The sequence below is a fragment of the Vibrio qingdaonensis genome, from assembly GCF_026191675.1.
Classification (GTDB): Bacteria; Pseudomonadota; Gammaproteobacteria; order Enterobacterales; family Vibrionaceae; genus Vibrio; species Vibrio qingdaonensis.
In genome coordinates, this window is the sequence record NZ_JAKRRY010000014.1 from 25,181 (window position 1) to 46,073 (window position 20,893).

20 protein-coding genes, 1 tRNA gene and 1 riboswitch are annotated in these 20,893 nt (G+C 45.4%); of the genes, 15 read left to right on the plus strand and 6 right to left on the minus strand.

Annotated elements, in window-relative coordinates:
- Window positions 1-31: 31 nt before the first annotated feature.
- The gene (moaA, locus tag MD535_RS11910) at window positions 32-1,021 is read right to left on the minus strand and encodes a GTP 3',8-cyclase MoaA (RefSeq protein ID WP_265675243.1); all 990 of its coding nucleotides are present in this window, start codon (window positions 1,019-1,021) and stop codon (window positions 32-34) included.
- Window positions 1,010-1,157: riboswitch (molybdenum cofactor riboswitch) on the minus strand. It overlaps the preceding gene by 12 nt.
- A 173-nt stretch (window positions 1,158-1,330) precedes the next feature.
- Here moaA and yvcK point away from each other — a divergent pair.
- Window positions 1,331-2,242 (plus strand): uridine diphosphate-N-acetylglucosamine-binding protein YvcK, encoded by a 912-nt coding sequence (gene yvcK / locus MD535_RS11915; RefSeq protein WP_265675244.1) that lies wholly within the window; start codon window positions 1,331-1,333, stop codon window positions 2,240-2,242.
- 77 nt (window positions 2,243-2,319) lie between these two features.
- On the opposite strand, the gene MD535_RS11920 is transcribed toward yvcK, so the two are convergent.
- The 3 genes from MD535_RS11920 to uvrB form a co-directional block, all read right to left on the minus strand.
- Window positions 2,320-2,667 carry an Hpt domain-containing protein gene (locus tag MD535_RS11920; protein WP_265675245.1) on the minus strand — a complete coding sequence of 116 codons (348 nt, stop codon included), beginning with the start codon at window positions 2,665-2,667 and terminating at the stop codon, window positions 2,320-2,322.
- Window positions 2,664-4,064 carry a quorum-sensing sigma-54 dependent transcriptional regulator LuxO gene (luxO, locus tag MD535_RS11925; RefSeq protein WP_265675246.1) on the minus strand — a complete coding sequence of 467 codons (1,401 nt, stop codon included), beginning with the start codon at window positions 4,062-4,064 and terminating at the stop codon, window positions 2,664-2,666. The genes MD535_RS11920 and luxO overlap by 4 nt, the downstream gene beginning before the upstream one ends.
- A gap of 124 nt (window positions 4,065-4,188) precedes the next feature.
- Window positions 4,189-6,219 carry an excinuclease ABC subunit UvrB gene (gene uvrB, locus MD535_RS11930; protein ID WP_265675247.1) on the minus strand — a complete coding sequence of 677 codons (2,031 nt, stop codon included), beginning with the start codon at window positions 6,217-6,219 and terminating at the stop codon, window positions 4,189-4,191.
- A 487-nt stretch (window positions 6,220-6,706) separates the two neighbouring features.
- On the opposite strand from uvrB, the gene MD535_RS11935 reads away from it, so the two are divergent.
- The 9 genes from MD535_RS11935 to gloA all read left to right on the plus strand — a co-directional run bounded on the left by MD535_RS11935 (window position 6,707) and on the right by gloA (window position 14,530).
- Window positions 6,707-6,782: transfer RNA gene (locus tag MD535_RS11935), tRNA-Asn, on the plus strand.
- A 311-nt stretch (window positions 6,783-7,093) separates the two neighbouring features.
- Window positions 7,094-7,675 carry an electron transport complex subunit RsxA gene (rsxA, locus tag MD535_RS11940; protein ID WP_250616967.1) on the plus strand — a complete coding sequence of 194 codons (582 nt, stop codon included), beginning with the start codon at window positions 7,094-7,096 and terminating at the stop codon, window positions 7,673-7,675.
- The gene (gene rsxB, locus MD535_RS11945) at window positions 7,675-8,256 is read left to right on the plus strand and encodes an electron transport complex subunit RsxB (RefSeq protein ID WP_265675248.1); all 582 of its coding nucleotides are present in this window, start codon (window positions 7,675-7,677) and stop codon (window positions 8,254-8,256) included. Before rsxA ends, rsxB begins: the two co-directional genes overlap by 1 nt.
- A 7-nt stretch (window positions 8,257-8,263) precedes the next feature.
- The gene (gene rsxC, locus MD535_RS11950) at window positions 8,264-10,885 is read left to right on the plus strand and encodes an electron transport complex subunit RsxC (RefSeq protein ID WP_265675249.1); all 2,622 of its coding nucleotides are present in this window, start codon (window positions 8,264-8,266) and stop codon (window positions 10,883-10,885) included.
- On the plus strand, window positions 10,885-11,931 hold the full coding sequence (gene rsxD / locus MD535_RS11955; RefSeq protein WP_265675250.1) for an electron transport complex subunit RsxD: 1,047 nt from the start codon (window positions 10,885-10,887) through the stop codon (window positions 11,929-11,931). The genes rsxC and rsxD overlap by 1 nt, the downstream gene beginning before the upstream one ends.
- 5 nt (window positions 11,932-11,936) lie before the next feature.
- The gene (gene rsxG / locus MD535_RS11960; protein ID WP_265675315.1) at window positions 11,937-12,569 is read left to right on the plus strand and encodes an electron transport complex subunit RsxG; all 633 of its coding nucleotides are present in this window, start codon (window positions 11,937-11,939) and stop codon (window positions 12,567-12,569) included.
- Window positions 12,566-13,255, plus strand: coding sequence for an electron transport complex subunit E (locus MD535_RS11965; protein ID WP_250616963.1), 690 nt, complete (start codon window positions 12,566-12,568; stop codon window positions 13,253-13,255). Before rsxG ends, MD535_RS11965 begins: the two co-directional genes overlap by 4 nt.
- Window positions 13,256-13,403: 148 nt before the next feature.
- A complete protein-coding gene (nth, locus tag MD535_RS11970; protein WP_265675251.1) occupies window positions 13,404-14,039 on the plus strand; it encodes an endonuclease III in 636 nt (211 codons plus the stop codon).
- Window positions 14,040-14,113: 74 nt separating this feature from the next.
- On the plus strand, window positions 14,114-14,530 hold the full coding sequence (gene gloA / locus MD535_RS11975) for a lactoylglutathione lyase (protein WP_265675252.1): 417 nt from the start codon (window positions 14,114-14,116) through the stop codon (window positions 14,528-14,530).
- A 102-nt stretch (window positions 14,531-14,632) separates the two neighbouring features.
- Here gloA and motY read toward each other — a convergent pair whose 3' ends face one another.
- Window positions 14,633-15,517: a flagellar protein MotY gene (gene motY, locus MD535_RS11980; RefSeq protein WP_265675253.1), complete on the minus strand. Its 885-nt coding sequence runs from the start codon at window positions 15,515-15,517 to the stop codon at window positions 14,633-14,635.
- Window positions 15,518-15,859: 342 nt separating this feature from the next.
- Between motY and rnt the strand changes: the two genes are divergently transcribed.
- Entirely contained in the window at window positions 15,860-16,510 is a 651-nt protein-coding gene (gene rnt, locus MD535_RS11985; protein ID WP_265675254.1) for a ribonuclease T, read from the plus strand.
- A gap of 26 nt (window positions 16,511-16,536) precedes the next feature.
- The gene (locus MD535_RS11990; protein WP_265675255.1) at window positions 16,537-17,862 is read left to right on the plus strand and encodes a Na+/H+ antiporter family protein; all 1,326 of its coding nucleotides are present in this window, start codon (window positions 16,537-16,539) and stop codon (window positions 17,860-17,862) included.
- 138 nt (window positions 17,863-18,000) lie between these two features.
- Here the strand turns inward: MD535_RS11990 and MD535_RS11995 are convergent, their stop codons facing one another.
- Complete coding sequence (locus MD535_RS11995; RefSeq protein ID WP_265675256.1) at window positions 18,001-18,336, minus strand: Grx4 family monothiol glutaredoxin; 336 nt, start codon at window positions 18,334-18,336, stop codon at window positions 18,001-18,003.
- A gap of 313 nt (window positions 18,337-18,649) precedes the next feature.
- Between MD535_RS11995 and sodB the strand changes: the two genes are divergently transcribed.
- The 3 genes from sodB to MD535_RS12010 all read left to right on the plus strand — a co-directional run bounded on the left by sodB (window position 18,650) and on the right by MD535_RS12010 (window position 20,758).
- Window positions 18,650-19,234 (plus strand): superoxide dismutase [Fe], encoded by a 585-nt coding sequence (gene sodB, locus MD535_RS12000; protein WP_265675257.1) that lies wholly within the window; start codon window positions 18,650-18,652, stop codon window positions 19,232-19,234.
- Between the two features lie 141 nt (window positions 19,235-19,375).
- Window positions 19,376-19,879, plus strand: a complete 504-nt coding sequence (locus tag MD535_RS12005) for a VC2046/SO_2500 family protein (RefSeq protein WP_265675258.1) — start codon at window positions 19,376-19,378, stop codon at window positions 19,877-19,879.
- Window positions 19,880-20,083: 204 nt separating this feature from the next.
- Entirely contained in the window at window positions 20,084-20,758 is a 675-nt protein-coding gene (locus MD535_RS12010) for an SDR family oxidoreductase (protein ID WP_265675259.1), read from the plus strand.
- Window positions 20,759-20,893: the final 135 nt, after the last annotated feature.

A 20,893-nucleotide genomic window follows, 5' to 3' on the forward strand; every position in this document is an offset into this window, starting at 1 on the left:
ATTTATTTATCATTTATGGAGCGGCTAGAGGCTAGCCGCCAATTGAAGCTAAGTGAGGTGTCATTCCAGAATTTCCATCCTGTAAAAAATGACTCACTGATTTCGTTTGCAGTTGCGCTTGAATGCGCTCGATCAATGCCTGTTCTTGAGTGTCTTGTTGCAACAAATCGCGTAGCTCTACGCCATGCTCGCCAAACAAACACAAATGCAGTTTGCCCATGGCAGATACTCTTAGGCGATTGCAGCTTTCACAAAAGTTCTTTTCATAAGGCATGATTAAACCAATCTCGCCACGATAGTCTGCGTGCACAAACACTTGAGCAGGGCCATCGTTTTCACTTCTGGCTTTTAAAATCCAACCATTAGCAATGAGTTGATTTCGAATATCAACACCGGATACATGATGCTTTTGAAATAAGTCATCCATCTCGCCCGTTTGCATCAGCTCAATGAATCGTAACTGAATAGGACGATCTTTTATCCAACGAAGGAAAGCAGGAAGCTCTTTGGCATTGAGATCTTTCATCAAAACAACGTTTACCTTGACTTGGTTGTAGCCAATTTCAAGGGCACGGTCGATACCTTGCATCACGTCGGTGAACTTATTTTCACCCGTTATTTGATAAAACATACGAGGGTCAAGACTATCTACGCTCACGTTAATGTGCGTTAAACCAGCACTCTGCCATTGATCGACCTGTTTAGCCATACGATAGCCATTCGTCGTCGTCGCAACCTTGACAATACCTGGCGTATTGGCAACGGTTTCGATAATCTCTGGAAAGTCTTTTCTTAAACTAGGCTCACCACCGGTGATCCTCACTTTAGACGTACCACAGTCCGCAAACGCAGTGACTACGCGTTTGATTTCTGGAAGCGTCAGAAAAGCCGGTCGTTTATGACCGGGCGGCTTATAGCCATCAGGGAGGCAATAAGTGCATTTAAAGTTACACACATCGGTAACAGACAAGCGCAAGTAATAAAACTTGCGATGGAATTTATCTTCAAATTGTTGCGCCACGGAACACCTTTCCAAATACGGGAGGCAAGATCATTTCCAATCCTGCCCTGGTGACAACTTGTCACTGGCTCTAGAGGCGTATCTTGGCTTATACCAGCGAAGACTTAGCGTGTAGAGCTCGGAGTTATGGCAATCTTCGCTATTTTCACGAGGACAGCTTTACGAGTAAAATACTCAATTACAGTATGGTTTTCTACCTCTAATGTAAAAAAACCTTACATATTCATCATTTTTATTGTAGCTGAGTATATCAGTTGAACAAATTACCTTATCTTATATAGATAAAATAAATCATAAAAGAAGAATAAGATGAGCATATATTCATCAAACAAAGTCGTGGCAATTGGCGGCGGTCATGGGCTAGGACGTATGTTGGCAGCATTGGCTGATTTTGGTTCAAACGCAACGGGAATTGTTGCTACAACCGATAATGGTGGCTCCACTGGTCGTATCCGTGACTGCCAAGGTGGCATAGCTTGGGGCGATACTCGCAACTGCATCAATCAGTTGATTACAGAGCCCTCTATTAGCTCGATGATGTTTGAATACCGCTTTCGTGGTGCCGGAGAGCTTAACGGTCACAATCTGGGCAACCTCATGCTCACCGCTCTCGATAACTTGTCGGTTCGCCCATTAGAAGCCATCGACTTAATCCGAAGCATGCTGAAAGTTGACGTGAATATTATTCCCATGTCTGAACACCCTTCTGACCTTACCGCGCTATCGGTCGAAGGAAGCTGGGTCACTGGTGAAACCTCCGTCGATGAAATGGAGCAAGATTTACAACGCTTAGACTTAGACCCGATCGTGCCCGCAACAAAAGAAGCGGTGGAAGCCATATTGCAAGCGGATTGCATTATCCTTGGTCCAGGAAGCTTTTTAACCAGTATCATGCCGCCGTTGCTGCTCGCGGACATTAGCAAGGCAATGAATCAAAACAAGCATGCGAAAATTGTTTTTGTTGAGAACTTGTCACCAGAATACGGGCCGGCAGGAAGAATGACGTTGAAGCAAAAACTAGAGTGGTGCGAGCGCGCATTACAAGGGCGCAAGCTAGATATTATTCTTGGCGAAGAAGCGCACCCTGAACTGATCGACGACTGGCCATGCATCACACGACCGCTTGCTTCACCCAATCGAGATTGGCGCCATGACCGTGAAAAGTTGAAACACGCTATCACCTCGCTGCTATCAACTGAGTCAAGCCGCGCTGGCGAGTGATTGCGAACGTGAGACCTAGATGCTTTTCATCTAGGTCTACCTTTGATTCAACCTAAACCGTTTCAATCTAAACCGTTTCAATCTAAACCGTTCAAAAATTCGATATATTGCTCATGCGTTGCTTGTAAATGAGTGAGCATGACATCAATACGATGTTGATTGATCGCTAGTGCCTCTCCCTTTGCCTCGCTATCAATAGCGAGTGCGAAATCACATAACGCCTCTGCACCAAAACTCGCCGCACTGCTTTTTAACGCATGGGAAATGTCTTTCATGCACATCACTTTCTCACTCAGTGTCCCCGTCGTTAATTGGGTTTGATAAGTCACGAGCTCACCAGTAAAAATGCCAAGTAAAATAGGCAGATTATCCATACCTATTTCAGAACCTAGTTTTTTCACTTTATCGTGATTCATATAATTCATGTGTTTTTCTCGCTGGCATTCCATGCTTGAATTTTTCTATAAAGAGTGGATGGGCTAACACTTAAATAGCCCGCTGCAATAGGGATATTTCCGTCACAGGCTTCGATAGCTTGTTCGATGATCGCGCGCTCACTTTGATGAAGTGGGACAATGTCTTGCGGTCGAAAAGCCATATTAGCGACAGGCTCAATGGTCACCACTTTCGCTTCAACAGGAATATTGAGCGGTGGTGGGAGCATGTCCAATAAAATCTCTTTGCCTTGATTAAGTACCACCACGTTGCGCAGCACATTTTGCAATTGCCTCACGTTGCCCGGCCATTCATATTGAATAAACCGATCAATAACATCAGGAGAAAAACGAACAAAGCTCTTACCTTCCTCGTGCGACATGAAACCAAGCAATGAGTACGCGATTTCAATGACATCTTCACCCCGCTCCCGAAGCGGCGGCAAATGCAGCGGTATCACATATAACCGATAGTACAGATCTTCACGAAAACGCCCTTGTTCCACCTCCTTCCATGGATCTCGGTTTGTCGCAGAAACAAACCGGACGTCGACTTTTTTCATTCGTGACGAGCCGACTTTTTGAAAAGTTCCGGTTTGAATAAAACGCAACAATTTAGTTTGAAGCTCTAAATCCATTTCACACAATTCATCAAGAAACAACGTGCCACCATCGGCCAGCTCAGCCGCACCTTGGCGATCGGTCGCCGCTCCGGTAAATGCACCTTTAACGTGGCCAAATAACTCGCTTTCTATCAGATCTTTAGGGATGGCAGCGCAGTTAATCGCAATGAATGGTTTATCACCACGTCGACTGGCGGCGTGAATTGCTTCCGCGCACACTTCTTTGCCAGTGCCACTTTCACCAGTGATGAAGATACTGGCTTTGCTGGTCGCCGCGGAGTCGATAGTACGATACACCGCCTGCATTGTCTGACTACTTCCAATAAAGCCTTGGTAACTTGGACTACCGGTTTCATTCAGTTCGTCTCGTCTTTTTGACGCTTTACGAATCGCATTATTCACCGTGACACGCAATCGGTCTGCTTCACAAGGTTTGATTAAGAAGTCTTGCGCGCCATGTTGCATCGCATCCACAGCGATATCGATGGAACCATGGGCGGTCATAAAAATGACCGGCACGTTAGGGTTCACTTCGCGAACGGCATCAAGAACATCCATTCCGGTCATATCCGGTAGACGCAAATCGAGCAGTATTAAATCCGGAGTGCGGTGAGCAAGACTATGGATGGCATCTCGTCCATTGCCGACGATATTTATATCAATACCTAGCGGTGTCAGATATGAGCGATACAGCGCGGCGACGGAGGCGGTATCTTCTACCATTAAAAGATAACGAGATTTAGGCTCACTAATAATCTGCTGCATAATTCCTAACTAATATCGTGAAAGACGAGTACAGGCTAAGCACGACGTCTAGGGCTAATTTCAATCTATGACCAGTATTTATATGACTGATATTTAAGCACACTACCAAAGATAGTGAGCACTGTTAACTATTCGCAATAAAATGTGCTCTAAGTTTCTCTATTTCATCGCGTTTTTGGGCAGCCTGCTCAAATTCAAGGTTCTGAGCATGTCGATACATCTCCGCTTCCAACGCCAGAATTTTCTTTTCTATGTCTTGAGAGGACATCGCAACATAAGTCTGTGATGGTTCTGCGACTTTTGATAATGGCACTTGCTTAGACGGTTGCTTATTGCGCGCTTTTGTTGCGCTGCCCAGCTCCATAATATCTTTAACATTCCTTTTCAATGCCATTGGAACCAGTCCGTTGAGTTCATTGTAGGCGTGCTGTTTTTCACGACGTCGGCTGGTTTCGCTCATTGCTTTTTCCATCGACTTAGTGATCTTATCCGCGTACAAAATAGCACGCCCTTCTAAGTGCCTTGCCGCACGACCAATCGTCTGAATTAGCGAACGTTCAGAGCGTAAGAAACCTTCTTTATCCGCGTCCAAAATCGCGACCAATGAGACTTCTGGCATATCAAGCCCTTCTCGCAGCAAGTTGATACCGACAAGCACATCAAACACACCTAAACGAAGATCGCGGATAATCTCAACGCGTTCTACGGTATCAATATCAGAGTGCAAATAACGAACGCGGACACCATGTTCACTTAGATACTCGGTCAAGTCTTCCGCCATACGCTTTGTTAACGTCGTCACCAAGACTCGTTCATCTTTCGCCGCTCGTTTTTTAGCTTCTGAAAGCAGATCATCCACTTGTGTTGCAACAGGCCTCACTTCAAGTTCTGGATCTAACAAACCAGTAGGACGAACAACTTGATCGGCCACTGCACCCACGGATTTTTCCATTTCATAATTGCCCGGCGTTGCAGACACGTAAATCGTTTGCGGTGCCAGCATTTCAAATTCGTCAAACTTCATCGGGCGATTATCCAACGCCGATGGCAAACGAAAACCGTATTCGACTAGCGTTTCTTTGCGAGAGCGGTCGCCTTTATACATCGCCCCTATTTGCGGCACGGTCACGTGGGATTCGTCGATGATCAGTAAGCCATCAGCGGGTAAGTAATCGAATAGTGTTGGAGGCGGCTCGCCTTCACTACGACCACTCAAATAACGTGAATAGTTTTCAATGCCCGAGCAAAAACCTAACTCATTCATCATCTCAAGATCGAACTGAGTACGCTGCGAAATCCGCTGTTCTTCGAGCAATTTATTATTGTCCGTTAAATAAGCCTGGCGAGACTTCAGTTCTACTTTTATCTCTTCGATCGCTTCAAGAATACGCTCTCTTGGGGTGACATAGTGGGTTTTAGGATAAATCGTATACCGTGCAAGGTCACGCTGAACGACAACGCCTGTGAGCGGGTCAAAAAGGCTAATACAGTCGATTTCATCATCGAACATCTCAATACGGACAGCTTCTTGATCAGATTCAGCGGGGAATACATCAATAACCTCACCACGAACTCGGAACTGACCACGTTCAAATGCGACATCATTACGTGAATACTGTAGCTCAGCCAGGCGGCGGATAATATCTCGCTGATCCAGCACATCCCCGCGCGTCACGTGTAGCATCATTTTTAAGTACGACTGCGGATCACCAAGGCCATAAATGGCAGAAACAGACGCGACAATAATGGCGTCTTTACGTTCAAGTAATGCTTTGGTTGCAGACAAACGCATCTGCTCAATGTGTGCGTTAACAGACGAGTCTTTTTCAATAAAGGTGTCCGTTGTCGGCACATACGCTTCTGGTTGATAATAATCATAGTAAGAAACAAAGTACTCTACCGCGTTGTTCGGGAAAAAAGCCTTCATCTCACCATACAATTGCGCAGCCAGTGTTTTATTAGGAGCAAGGATGATGGCAGGACGCTGAGCCGTTGCGACTACATTTGCCAGAGTAAACGTCTTACCCGACCCCGTGACCCCCAGTAAAGTTTGATGCGCAAGGCCAGAATCGAGACCTTCCAACAACTGCTCAATGGCAGTAGGCTGATCGCCTGAGGGCTGATAGTCTGAAACTAATTCGAAGTGTTTTGCCATGATACCGAGTCCTTTGTTTATCCCGCTCATATTGTCGCCGTTACTCCGCTACTTTTGCAACTCTTTGCTCGCTTTTCTCCATAAGTTTAGGTATATTAATCGCCCTTCTGTTCCAAGCTACCATGTGCTGATACTAAATTTCATCCACGGTTTGTCCCCAAATTTTCATAACTCTCTCAACTATGAGAATTACTCAACTCTCTCAATTATTTTTTCAATCTAAAAACAAGCAATAGAATCAATAAATTACAACACACACCCTGTAAGTTATTCACATGCCTTATTTTCATTTATATCAGTTATCAGCCTTTGTACCGGACAATTAACACTCTTATCCACAATTTTGGTGGATAACTAAAAACATCTCATAGCGGATAAGGCATTCAAGAAAGTAAAGATATTTCTAAGAATATTTTGTTTTTATTTTTTTGAAAAAACCATTGACTCAAAACCGTGCTATCGCTAATATTCGCCGCGCTAAAGCAATTCCCCCTTAGTTCAGTTGGTAGAACGGCGGACTGTTAATCCGTATGTCGCAAGTTCAAGTCTTGCAGGGGGAGCCAAATTCGAAAAGCCGCATCATTTGATGCGGCTTTTTTCGTTCTAGGTGCAATCAATTCGACTATCTTTGACACACGTCATCACATCTAAAGTGAGCAACCTCTCGTAAAACAAGTCAATATCGCTAAACGCTAACCATTTAAGGCAGAACCCATATTGCTCACAAGAGGCAACAATGTTGACCAGAAGCCCGGCAAATTGGCTAGAAACCAATAAATTTACGACAAACCAATAAAACCTTATCTTTCATTGGTTGTTATTAGCTACACAAAGCACGATAATAACCAGATCGGAGCTCTTTACACTTACTATTATGACCGAATATTTCCTATTGCTTGTGGGCACAGTCCTCGTCAATAACTTTGTACTGGTAAAATTTCTTGGTTTATGCCCTTTCATGGGTGTATCAAAAAAACTTGAAACCGCAATCGGCATGGGGTTAGCGACGACGTTCGTCCTTACCTTGGCTTCTGTGTGTGCCTACCTTGTCGAAACTTACATACTCATTCCTCTTGGTATCCAGTACCTAAGAACCATGAGTTTTATCCTCGTCATTGCCGTTGTTGTGCAGTTTACTGAAATGGTCGTTCACAAAACCAGCCCTACCTTGTATCGTCTGCTGGGTATTTTCCTGCCGCTTATCACGACTAACTGTGCCGTCTTAGGTGTTGCATTACTCAACATTAATGAAAATCACAACTTCATGGAATCCATTATTTATGGTTTTGGTGCCGCGGTCGGTTTTTCATTGGTCTTAATTCTATTTGCCTCCATGCGTGAACGCATCACGGCTGCCGATGTTCCCGCCCCCTTTAAAGGCGCATCCATCGCCATGATCACCGCTGGGCTTATGTCTCTTGCCTTTATGGGCTTTACTGGCTTGGTGAAACTGTAATGACGACGATAATGATTGCAGTAGCGGCGATTGTCGTTCTCGCCGCCTTTTTTGGCGCTATCCTTGGTTTCGCCTCCATCAAATTTAAAGTAGAAGCGGATCCTATCGTCGAACAGATCGATGCCATTTTGCCACAAACACAATGTGGTCAATGTGGTTACCCGGGGTGTAAGCCTTATGCAGAAGCTATCGCAAATGGCGATACGATCAATAAATGCCCTCCGGGCGGTCAAGCAACCATTGAAAAGCTCGCGGATTTAATGGGGGTTGAAGTCGAAAACTCTGCTCACGATGATGAAAAGTCACTGAAGAAAGTCGCGTTTATTCATGAAGATATGTGCATTGGCTGTACTAAATGCATTCAAGCCTGTCCGGTTGATGCCATTGTCGGCGGCACAAAAGCGCTGCATACCGTGATAAAGGATGAATGTACTGGATGTGACCTGTGTGTTGCGCCTTGCCCAACCGATTGTATTGAAATGATTCCTGTCCAGACCACCGTCGACTCTTGGAAATGGCAACTTAACGCCATTCCGGTGGTCAATGTCACCGCTCCAAACACTCAGCCAAGTAAGCAGTAGGTAGGGTATGTTGTCACTAATTGAACAAATTCAATCTGGCTCATTATGGGATTTCCCAGGTGGAGTCCATCCAGCTGAAAATAAAAAACAATCCAACAAGCAAGCGATCTCTAGAGCGTCAATTCCTGTTGAATTGATTATTCCTATTAAGCAACACATCGGTAAGCCCGGCGACTTACTCGTTGAGGTGGGTAGCCAAGTATTAAAAGGTCAGCCACTGACCGAAGTGAACGCAGCGTTTATGCTGCCCGTACACGCACCAACATCTGGTAAAGTGATCGCGATTGAGCCAAGAACGGTCGCCCACCCTTCTGGACTGACTGATTTATGCATCGTCATTCAACCCGACGGTCAAGATCAATGGATCGAGCGTGAGCCTTCAAGCGACTATCACTTATCGCAACCAGAGCAACTTATCGAAGCGCTGCGCCAAGCTGGCATCTCTGGTATGGGCGGAGCGGGCTTTCCCACGGCAAAGAAAATTCAATCCGGTTTACAAAGAACAGACATCCTGATCTTAAACGCCGCTGAATGTGAACCTTATATCACCGCCGATGACCGACTCATGCAGGACTGTGCTGAGGATGTGATTGAAGGCATCCGAATCCTCAAACATATTTTAAAGCCAAAACTGACCGTCATTGGCATTGAGGATAACAAGCCAGATGCGATTAAAGCACTAGAAATTGCGGCCAAAAATGATGATATCGTCATTCGCGTGATCCCAACAAAATACCCGTCCGGTGGCGAAAAACAATTAATTAAGATACTGACCAACCTCGAAGTTCCTGTGGGTGGTATACCAGCAGACATTGGTCTTTTGGTGCAAAACATTGGCTCCGCGTATGCGATTAAGCGTGCTATCTGCAATGCAGAACCGCTTTTAGAACGAGTAGTCACTCTGACCGGAAAAGCCTTTAAACAGCCGCAAAATGTTTGGGTGAGAATCGGCACGCCCGTGCAATCTCTGCTTGACGAGTTTGGTTATAAAGCCGATAAAAAAGCACCACGCTTGATTATGGGTGGTCCTATGATGGGATTCACTCTACCGCACGCAAATGTGCCAATAACTAAAACATCAAACTGTATCTTGGCACCAACCTCCCGTGAGATTGACCCACGCCAAGATGAAATGGCGTGCATACGTTGCAGCCAATGTGCCGAAGCTTGCCCGGCCTCGCTGTTACCGCAACAGCTGCAATGGTACGCAAAATCACAAGAATTCGATAAATGTGAAGAACTAAACCTCAAAGACTGTATAGAGTGCGGAGCCTGCGCCTTTGTTTGCCCAAGCGAAATCCCACTGGTTCAGTACTATCGCCAAGCAAAAGCTGAGATCCGGACTAGGACAAAAGAAGCCGAAGCAGCAGAGCGTGCAAGAGTGCGTTTTGAGGAGCGAAAAGCTCGCTTAGAGCGAGATAAAGCTGAGCGAGAAAATCGCTTTAAGAAAGCCGCCGACGATCGTCGTAAACAAATGGCGACCTCGAGCGGCGATGACGCGGTTGCCGCAGCCATTGCCAGAGTTAAAGCACAAAAAGCTCAACCTAAAGATGACGAGGTAAAACCAGCCGTGGCAGCGGCCATTGCTCGCGCTAAAGCCAAGCAAGCAGCGGCGAAATCCTCCGATGCCGCAGAGCCGGATAACAGTGAGATGGCGAAGTTAAGGGAAGAGCGTAAACGCCTCGCTCGAGAACGAAAAGCAAGCCAATCTGCTGTAGATAATGCCGCTCAATCTGATGATAAAAAATCAGCGGTTGCCGACGCTATTGCTCGTGCAAAAGCCCGCAAGGCACAACAAGCATCTGAAGCAGAAGTAAAACTATCGCAACCAGAACAAACCATAGACTCAGACCCGAAAAAAGCCGCAGTCTCTGCGGCAATTGCTCGTGCAAAGGCACGCAAAGCGCAGCAAGCAGATAAGCCTACGCAGCCTGCCGCGCCAAGCGAAACTCAGCCAGAATCGGACAACGCAGAATCGGTCAGCAATGACCCGAAAAAAGCCGCTGTTGCTGCGGCAATTGCTCGTGCAAAGGCACGTAAAGCGCAGCAAGCAGATAAGCCTACGCAGCCTGCCGCGCCAAGCGAAACTCAGCCAGAATCGGACAACGCAGAATCGGTCAGCAATGACCCGAAAAAAGCGGCCGTTGCTGCAGCCGTTGCTCGTGCAAAAGCACGCAAAGCGCAGCAAGCAGATAAGCCTACGCAGCCTGCCGCGCCAAGCGAAACTCAGCCAAAATCGGACAACGAAGAATCGGTCAGTCATGACCCGAAAAAAGCCGCGGTTGCTGCAGCCGTTGCTCGTGCAAAGGCACGCAAAGCGCAGCAAGCAGATAAGCCTACGCAGCCTGCCGCACCAAGCGAAACTCAGCCTGAATCGGACAACGCAGAATCGGTCAGCAATGACCCGAAAAAAGCCGCGGTTGCCGCAGCCGTTGCTCGTGCAAAGGCACGTAAAGCGCAGCAAGCAGATAAGCCTACGCAGCCTGCCGCGCCAAGCGAAACTCAGCCTGAATCGGACCACGAAGAATCGGTCAGTCATGACCCGAAAAAAGCCGCTGTTGCTGCAGCAATTGCTCGTGCAAAGGCACGTAAGATTAAAAATGAACAACAAGATAAGGAGAACAACTAGTGGCGTTCTTTATTGCTAGCTCTCCACATGCACACAATCGCAAGCGCACCCCTGATCTCATGAAAGGCGTGGCACTGTGTGCACTACCTGGCTTACTCACTCAAAGCTACTTCTTTGGCTGGGGCACTATTATCCAATTGTGTTTAGCCCTTATCATAGGCTTAACACTTGAAGCATTGGTGATGCTACTTCGTAAGCGTTCTCCAAAGCGCGCGCTTAACGATTATAGTGCGCTGGTCACGGCGTGGTTATTAGCGATAGCAATCCCCCCCATGTCGCCATGGTGGGTAGTCACTATTGGTTTGATTTTTGCGATTATCATCGCGAAACATCTTTACGGTGGATTAGGGCAAAACCCATTTAACCCCGCGATGGTCGCCTATGTCGTGCTCCTTATTTCATTCCCTGTAGAAATGACCAGCTGGATTACTCCACTCTCTCTAAGCGGTGAGTCAATCACGTTCCAAGATACGTTTTCGCTGATCTTTACCGGCTTTGACGTAGATGGCTACTCATTACAGCAAATTAGAACCGGTATTGATGGCATTACGATGGCTACACCACTGGATGCGCTAAAAACTGGATTTAAAAACAGCTACACTGCGACGGAAATTTTTCAGCAACCGATCTTTTCGGGTTTAGCGGGTATCGGTTGGGAGTGGGTAAATCTGGCGTATTTGGCTGGCGGACTGGTACTGCTTAAGCTACGTATTATCCAATGGCATATCCCAGTCGCCTTTCTCAGTGCGTTGGTAATAATCAGTGGTTTGTTTGCTCTGGTCTTCCCTGGCGAGTCGGCTTCACCATTAATGCACCTATTATCCGGTGCCACAATGCTAGGGGCGTTTTTCATTGCCACGGATCCTGTTTCAGCATCAACAACGGTCAAGGGAAGATTGATATTCGGCGCGTTTATTGGTGCGATGGTGTTTGTTATACGTACCTGGGGTGGTTTTCCAGATGGCGTCGCTTTCGCGGTACTGCTTGCCAACATGTGCGTGCCGCTTATTGATTACTACACCAAACCTAGAACTTACGGACATTAATGACTATGTTAAATTCGATTCGTAAAAATGGGCTAACACTGGCAATCTTCGCTTGTGCCTCTACCGGCGTGGTCGCGTTGACTCAGTATCTCACAAAAGACCAAATTTTAGCGCAAGAACGAGCGCAATTGCAGGCAACGTTAAATGAAGTTATTCCACATGACCTGCATGATAACGAGCTTTATGCTTCTTGTACGCTAGTACGGGATCCCTTACTTGGCAGTGACGCTATGCAGCCACTTTATATCGCAACCAAAGCGGGCGTCCCTACTGCAATGGCAATCGAAAGCGTCGCACCAGATGGATACAATGGCGCCATTCGTATTATTGTTGGTATTGATACAAATGGGGTAATCTTAGGGTCCCGCGTGTTGGCACATCAAGAAACTCCTGGACTTGGTGATAAGATCGACTTAAGGATCACCAACTGGATATTGGGCTTCGCTGGAAAGCAAGTCACCCAAGACAATGAGTCCGAGTGGGCAGTACGTAAAGATGGCGGACAATTTGACTCCTTCACTGGAGCGACGATTACGCCACGAGCTGTGGTCAAAGCGATTAAAAACACAGTGAGTTTTGTCAATGCCAACCAAGCTCGTCTATTAACACAGCCACTAAACTGTGGAGATGAATCATGAGTACATCAAAACAACTCGCTAAAAACGGCTTATGGGATAACAACCCAGCGTTAGTTCAGCTGTTAGGCTTATGCCCCCTATTAGCGGTCTCTTCGACCATAACCAATGCGCTTGGTTTAGGGCTTGCTACTCTTGCGGTATTAGTCGGCTCTAACGTCACGGTCTCGCTCATACGCGATTATGTGCCAAAAGAAGTCAGAATCCCGGTTTTTGTCATGATTATTGCGGCGCTCGTAACCTGTGTACAGCTACTCATGAATGCCTACGCGTATGGATTGTACTTGTCACTTGGTATCTTCATCCCATTGATCGTGACCAACTGCATCATCATTGGACGCGCCGAAGCTTTTGCTTCGAAAAATGAAGTTCTGCCAGCCGCGCTCGACGGTTTATGGATGGGACTCGGCATGACCGCGGTTCTGGTTGTTTTAGGCGCAATGCGCGAAATCATAGGTAACGGTACCTTGTTTGATGGTGCAGACTTACTTCTGGGTGACTGGGCGTTAGCGCTTAGAATTCAACTGTTCCAGTTTGATAGCCAATTCTTGCTCGCCCTGCTGCCACCGGGAGCGTTCATTGGCGTTGGTTTTCTTATTGCCCTTAAAAACGTCATCGATCGTAAAATAGCAATGCGTCAACCAACACAAGAAAAGCCAACGATTGAGCGAGCAAGAGTCACCAACTAATCACGCCTAATAATGCCCCAATTTTTGGGGCATTATTGTAAAGACTATAGATATAATTCAGCGTATATGTATGATTCAAAACATATGCATGATTCAAAATATGTATGGCACAGAGCGTTTATTCACCGGAAGAAAAAGTTAGCAAGTCATGAATAATATAAAAAGAAGAGAAATCCTAGAAAGGCTTCGAGAGAATAACCCTAAACCTGAAACAGAGCTCAACTGGAGTAGTCCATTTGAGTTATTGATCGCAGTACTGCTGTCAGCGCAAGCCACCGACGTCAGCGTAAATAAAGCGACAGATAAGCTCTACCCTATCGCTAACACACCAGAAGCGATCTTGGCTTTAGGTGTTGATGGAGTAAAAGAGTACATAAAGACGATTGGCTTATTTAATTCAAAAGCAGAAAACGTCATTAAAACCTGCCGCATATTGATTGAGCAGCATGGCAGCGTGGTTCCTGAGAACCGAGAAGCCTTAGAAGCGCTACCGGGTGTAGGGCGTAAAACCGCAAACGTGGTACTCAACACCGCTTTTGGCTGGCCCACTATCGCCGTTGATACCCATATTTACCGCGTATCAAATCGTACTAAGTTAGCAATGGGTAAAACCGTTGATGACGTCGAGACCAAACTATTAAAAGTCGTACCGAAAGAATTCAAACTCGATGTTCACCACTGGTTAATTCTACACGGTCGCTATACCTGTGTAGCTCGAAAGCCACGCTGTGGCAGCTGCATCATCGAAGATTTATGCGAATTTAAAGACAAAACCGACGTATAGACCAAACGATGCGACAAACCATCGTGTTTACATAAACAAGTAGTGGCTATACAAAGACAATTAAGGAGCAATGCATGTCAAACGGTCGTATTTTACATACTATGCTACGCGTAGGAGATCTGGATAAATCGATTTCTTTCTATAGCGATGTGATTGGAATGAACTTACTACGTAAAAATGAAAATACCGAGTATAAATACACACTCGCATTTTTAGGTTTTGGTGATGAGTCTGAAGGTTCCGTTATTGAGCTCACCTATAACTGGGGTGTGACTGAGTACGAACTAGGCTCTGCTTATGGACACATTGCCATTGGTGTTGATGATATCTACTCAACGTGTGATGCGATTAAAGCGGCAGGTGGCAATGTGACTCGTGAGCCGGGCCCTGTTAAAGGTGGCACAACTCAGATCGCGTTTGTGAAAGATCCTGATGGCTACATGATTGAACTGATTCAAAACAAGCAGGCAAGTGCTGGCTTAGAAGGCTAACTCACTTACCAATCCTAAGCGATAATCAAGGCGTACTTCTCAGTACGCCTTATTTATATCCTATCACCTGCACACCCTGTATCGGACAATGGAGGGCGACGGTTAAACCTCCGTTCGACCAAAAGAAATGACGACTCGCTGGTTTTTTGCTTTACCAATTGGTGACGCATTGTCTGCAATTGGGCGGCGCTTTCCATAACCTTGAACCTGAATTCGATCCTTTGGCAAACCAAGTGATTGGAAGTAATCTTGCAGTATTGTGGCTCGCTTCTCCGACAATCGCTGACTCTCACTCTTTGTTTCTGATGCATCTGTATAAGTAGACACCAAAACCAAATCGATATTTTGATTGTAGCGAACGTATTCGGCTATTTGTTGCAAGCGATGTTGAGATGTTTTGTTTAGCTGTTCACTATTGGCATCATAATGGAGAATCGTAAACGAGATATCTTCAAAACTATATGGCAATAGGTTGGCGATACAGTCACTAAAGACATTGTACTTGGCTTGAAACAACACAGAGGACAGTGACACTTCGATACGCTCATCACGACTCTGCCAATCTTGATAACTGAACGTGGGATAACGCCCTTTCTCTAGTTCACTGAGTAAGCTCCATGCCGCTTGTCCACCCACATAGCCGTTAAATTGTCGGAAAAACTGCAAATTAGAAATACGGTCAGCACTATCACCTGGACGCCATGGTGGTGGCATAGAAACCAAGCTGACATTTCGAGTTTCTCCCATTGAACGTAACATTTTTAGTTCAAAGTCGAGATTCATTTTCTTACCTGCTTTAGCGGTAAATTGTGCATCTCCAAAATTCGGGATCGGGTGCACCAACTGACATTCCAGAGGCGTGTTCATCACCATTTCCCATTGAGATTGAGTCGGCGTGGCCACATAGCGCTTTTCAATTGCCGCTTCAACCTGAGGCGCCAGTACGCAAGATAACAATGGCAAGGTGAATAAGGCTTTTAATTTCATAAAGATAAATAACTCGACTTTTACAGCATAGCGGCACGGGATTGCCGCTATGCTGTATATTAATTCTAACTCTGTTTTACATTGCAAAAATCTAGCCAGTTTCACTGATGCCGCGCTTAAGTGGCAAGTGCTGATTAAATTACGCACTACTTGCATAATTTTACGGTATTGATATGCGCACATTAGCATCAATTAAATACACATAATGGGCGTTAGCATTACTGTTGTCGAATAGATTCAATAAATAGCGACTAATATTGGCTAAATTAAATGCAGTAGCAGGTATGTTATAGGCGAATAATCTGCAATAATGCAACCTTCGTCACCATTGATAAATCTAAAATGACTGTAGAAAACGAAGCTCTCACCTTAAAAAAGCGATTCCGTGGCTATTTTCCTGTAGTTGTCGATGTAGAGACGGCTGGATTTAACGCCAAGACCGATGCTTTACTCGAGATCTGTGCCATCACATTAAAAATGGACGATGCCGGGGATCTTATCCCTGCGAGTGTTTTACACTACCACATTGAACCATTCGAAGGCGCCAACCTTGAAAAAGAAGCGTTAGAGTTTATAGGTATTCGTGACCCTTTTAGTCCACTTCGTGGTGCGGTTTCCGAGCAAGAAGCGCTAAAAGAAATCTACAAAGTCATTCGTAAAGAACAGAAGCTGCATGATTGTAGCCGCGCCATCATGGTGGCGCATAATGCTAACTTCGATCATAGTTTTGTCAGTGCCGCGAATGAACGTTCAAAATTAAAACGTGTCCCTTTTCACCCTTTTGCAACGTTTGATACCGCTACCTTAAGTGGTCTTGCTTTCGGTCAAACCGTTTTGGCGAAAGCTTGCAAAACAGCAGGGATGGAATTTGATAATAAAGAAGCCCACTCGGCACTCTACGATACTCAGAAAACCGCTGAGCTATTTTGCCGAATCGTTAACAAGTGGAAAGCACTAGGTGGCTGGCCGCTTATTGACGATGATAAACAATAATACAAACACAACTTTTAGAGTTTAATATGAATCCTGTTGTTATTTCCGTTTGCATCATGCTGCTGCTAGCACTAATGCGCGTCAACGTTGTCGTTGCGTTGACATTTAGTGCCATTGTTGGCGGTGTCGTTTCTGGTATGTCACTCACCGATGCGGTCAGTGCCTTTGAAGGCGGTTTGGGTGGCGGTGCCACCATCGCACTTAGCTACGCTATGCTTGGGACCTTTGCGGTTGCCATCTCAAAATCAGGCGTAACTGATCTATTAGCACAAAGCGTCATTAAAAGAATCCATGGTAAAGAAAATGCGGCTTCCGCTACTGGTTTAAAATATGTGGTGCTAATAGCCCTTATTTTAGTAACCGTATCGTCGCAAAATATCGTTCCTGTGCATATCGCCTTCATTCCAATTTTGATTCCACCTTTGTTGGGCGTGTTTGCTAAAATGAAACTTGACCGACGCCTTATTGCTTGTGTACTGACTTTTGGATTGGTCACGCCATACATGATCCTTCCTGTTGGATTTGGTGGGATCTTCTTAAACAATATTCTTTTGAAAAACTTGCATGACAATGGGCTTGAATCAATCACCGCTGCCCAAGTGCCGATGGCGATGGTTCTTCCTGCTATCGGGATGATTACTGGTTTGCTTGCCGCGGTGTTCTTTAGCTACCGTAAGCCTCGCCAATATCAAGAAACCGAGCTTACTCATGTGGATCCAGAACCTACACATATCAACAAGAAAAACATCTATGTTGCCTTGATTGGTATTGTCATGGCACTCGCGGTACAGCTCACGTCAGGATCAATGATTATTGGTGCGCTTGCTGGCTTCATGGTGTTCACTTTTGGTGGTGTAATTGCTTGGAAGGAAACACAAGATGTGTTTACAAAAGGCGTGCACATGATGGCAATGATCGGCTTTATTATGATTGCCGCTGCAGGCTTCGCCGCGGTCATGAAGCAAACCGGTGGTGTTGAGTCTCTAGTAGAAGCGCTATCAACGAGCATTGGCGATAACAAGCCACTCGCGGCGCTACTTATGCTAATTGTTGGACTACTCGTCACAATGGGCATTGGTTCTTCATTCTCAACCATTCCAATCCTCGCAACGATTTATGTTCCGCTGGCGTTAGCATTTGGTTTCTCACCAATGGCAACAGTAGCGCTGGTCGGTACAGCTGCCGCACTAGGTGATGCAGGCTCGCCAGCATCGGACTCAACCTTAGGTCCAACATCGGGTCTAAATGCTGATGGCCAACACGAACATATTTGGGAAACGGTTGTTCCTACCTTTATTCACTACAACATTCCACTCATCATCTTTGGATGGATTGCGGCAATGGTGCTCTAAATGCAATGAGCGTGTGTGCAATCTAGACATGGGCACACCATTGTCTATCCGCACATAATGCAATAAAAAAGGCTTGGTCAATGACCAAGCCTTTTTACTATTTACCTTAAACATATTAAGTCTAAGACAAACTATAGATTACTCTGAATCACCAGCGTTGCGCGCGGCAGCTTCTTTAATTAAAGGTTGAAGCTCGCCCTTCTGGAACATTTCCATGATGATGTCACAACCACCAACTAACTCACCTTCAACCCATAATTGTGGGAATGTTGGCCATTGCGCGTAACTCGGCAATTCTGCGCGGATATCTGGGTTTTGCAGAATATCAACATAAGCAAACTTCTCACCACAACCCATTAGAGCTTGTGCTGCCTGTGAAGAAAAACCACAGCTTGGTAGTTTTGGTGAACCTTTCATGTAAAGAAGGATCGTGTTTTCTTCAATTTGCTGTTTGATTTTATCGATAGTTTCCATTGCTTCCTCGAAATACTAGTACTGCGGATGTGTTCACATTCTAGCGAATCGGCGCAGAATAAAAAGCACAATAATTATAAGGTTATAATGGCGTTCACAATTGTTAAGCTTGTGCCGCGAATTTTGGCGTTAAAAGAGGATTTCGAGCCTATTGACCCCGGTCACAATGCAAGAAAATCAGACATAACTCTTTTAATAAAGTAAAAACTTGCTAAAATAACAATCAGTCAGTCAATACCTTGACTCATATATAAAATAAATTGGAAGCAATCATAGGGTTAGCCCCTTACTACACTCAATGGAGAAGCGAGCAATGGCATTTGAATTACCAGCACTTCCGTACGCGAAAGACGCACTAGAACCACATATCTCAGCAGAGACTCTGGATTTCCACCACGGTAAACACCACAACACATATGTTGTTAAGCTTAATGGCCTTGTTCCTGGTACTGAGTTTGAAGGCAAAACACTAGAAGAAGTGGTTAAGACCTCTACTGGCGGTATCTTCAACAACGCTGCACAGATCTGGAACCACACATTCTACTGGCACTGTCTTGCTCCAAACGCAGGTGGTGAACCAACTGGTGCGGTTGCAGACGCAATCAACGCTGCATTCGGTTCTTTTGAAGAGTTCAAAGCTAAGTTCACAGATTCTGCGATCAACAACTTTGGTTCTTCATGGACATGGTTGGTGAAAAAAGCAGATGGCACGCTAGACATCGTAAACACGTCAAATGCTGCTACTCCGCTAACTGAAGACGGCGTGACACCACTATTGACGGTTGATTTGTGGGAACACGCTTACTACATCGACTACCGCAATGTTCGTCCTGACTACATGAACGGTTTCTGGGCACTTGTTAACTGGTCATTCGTTGAGAAAAACCTAGCTCAATAAGCGAGTATTTCCAACTAATGATATTAAGCCTGCTTTCGCAGGCTTTTTTGTGTCTTTAAGTAAGAAAACATTAACTTAGATAATAAAATACTAAAGTGCCCCCTCGACTCGCCGATAACTCTATTGACCATCGAGGATACTATGCAAATTCATACGTTAGACCAAGCACACTTAATCAACGAATTACAATGTGGAACATCACTTAGTCGTGCTGTTGTACAAGGTCGACGTGCCGATTTTGCTTTGCTGCTTTCTATGCTCAGCAATGACTCCCGAGAAACATCCGTGATCGAAGATGTTGACTCTGCCATTACCGATGAGGCGGTACTAAAGAAAAGATTTGATGTCCCTACCGCACAAAAGCTATCCGGAAGCCTGGACGACTATGATAACTCGGCTGCCATTGCTCATCAATTTCATCAAGGTGGTCTCGCCAGCGCCAAACTGCGCCATTATAGTTCCCCTGAACCACTAAGCTTCCAACCAACGCATACACAAGGCTTAACCGAAGAGGTATACCAAAACCTGTCCGGGCACACGCGCAGACAACTTACCCATGGCGCTCCTCATCAGCAACAAGTTGATGTGCTGTACAACACACTATCCACCGCCTACCGCAAAGATCAAATCTCCGTTCGCTTATAACCCTTTAAAAAATATGGATAACTACTGCAACACTCAACATTAGTACACTACGCAATGTGATTTGCTGCAAATTTAACCAAATTAAACCGTACGCATATACAAAACCTTGACGATATTCACAACTCACGCACAGTTTATATACCAAGTTATTAAATCACTGACCTCGCCAATTTGGGCTAACCGAAACCAATTTTCGGAGATTCTATGATCATTAAAGACTCGGTAGTACTGATTACCTCTGCCGGTACCACATTAGGTGCGATGCTAGCGATTCATTTTTCTCGTTTGGGAGCCCATGTCTTTCTGTGTGACACCGATGCTTCCAAGCTGCACAGTACCTATGTCCGCTGCAAAGATATGACACATCAAGTCGAAAAAGTCTTAATTAGCGACATTTCAATGCCTAATATCGAGCAGCTATTTAATGCTGTTGAACAGAAGTCAGGAAAGGTACCTGACGTACTCGTCAATCATTGGCTTTCACTACCAAGACAGTCTTTAACTGATACTATTTCTGGGCGACAGTTCATTACTCAATTCTCATTACTCGCATCCAGTTTATTTATGTTTGGACAAGTCGCCGCAGAAAGAATGTCTCAAGGACAGTCCGGTGTGATTGTGAATGTCGTCGCCCAAGAACCTAATCAGAACCTAAGCGATTTAGACAACACTATGTCAATGGTTTCTGGGTTTACTAAGAGTTGGGCGAAAGAACTCGAACCTCATAATGTACGCGTGGGTGGCGTCATTCCCATGAAAAGCCATAACTTTAATATTTCTGGGCATTGGGCAGAAATACAAGATGAGCTCACCCGCACCACCGAGTACATCGTCACCAACGATTACTTCAGCGGGAGAGTCGTCAGCACCGAGGCTTAGCCACCATTAAAGCCTTATCACGCCAAAGCTTAATCAGCACCGAAAAGGTGCGCCGCAACAATATCGAAGCCCCTTCCAACCAATAAAAAAAGGCCCCTCTTCTTACGAAGAGGGGCCTTTATCTTTTCCCGATGT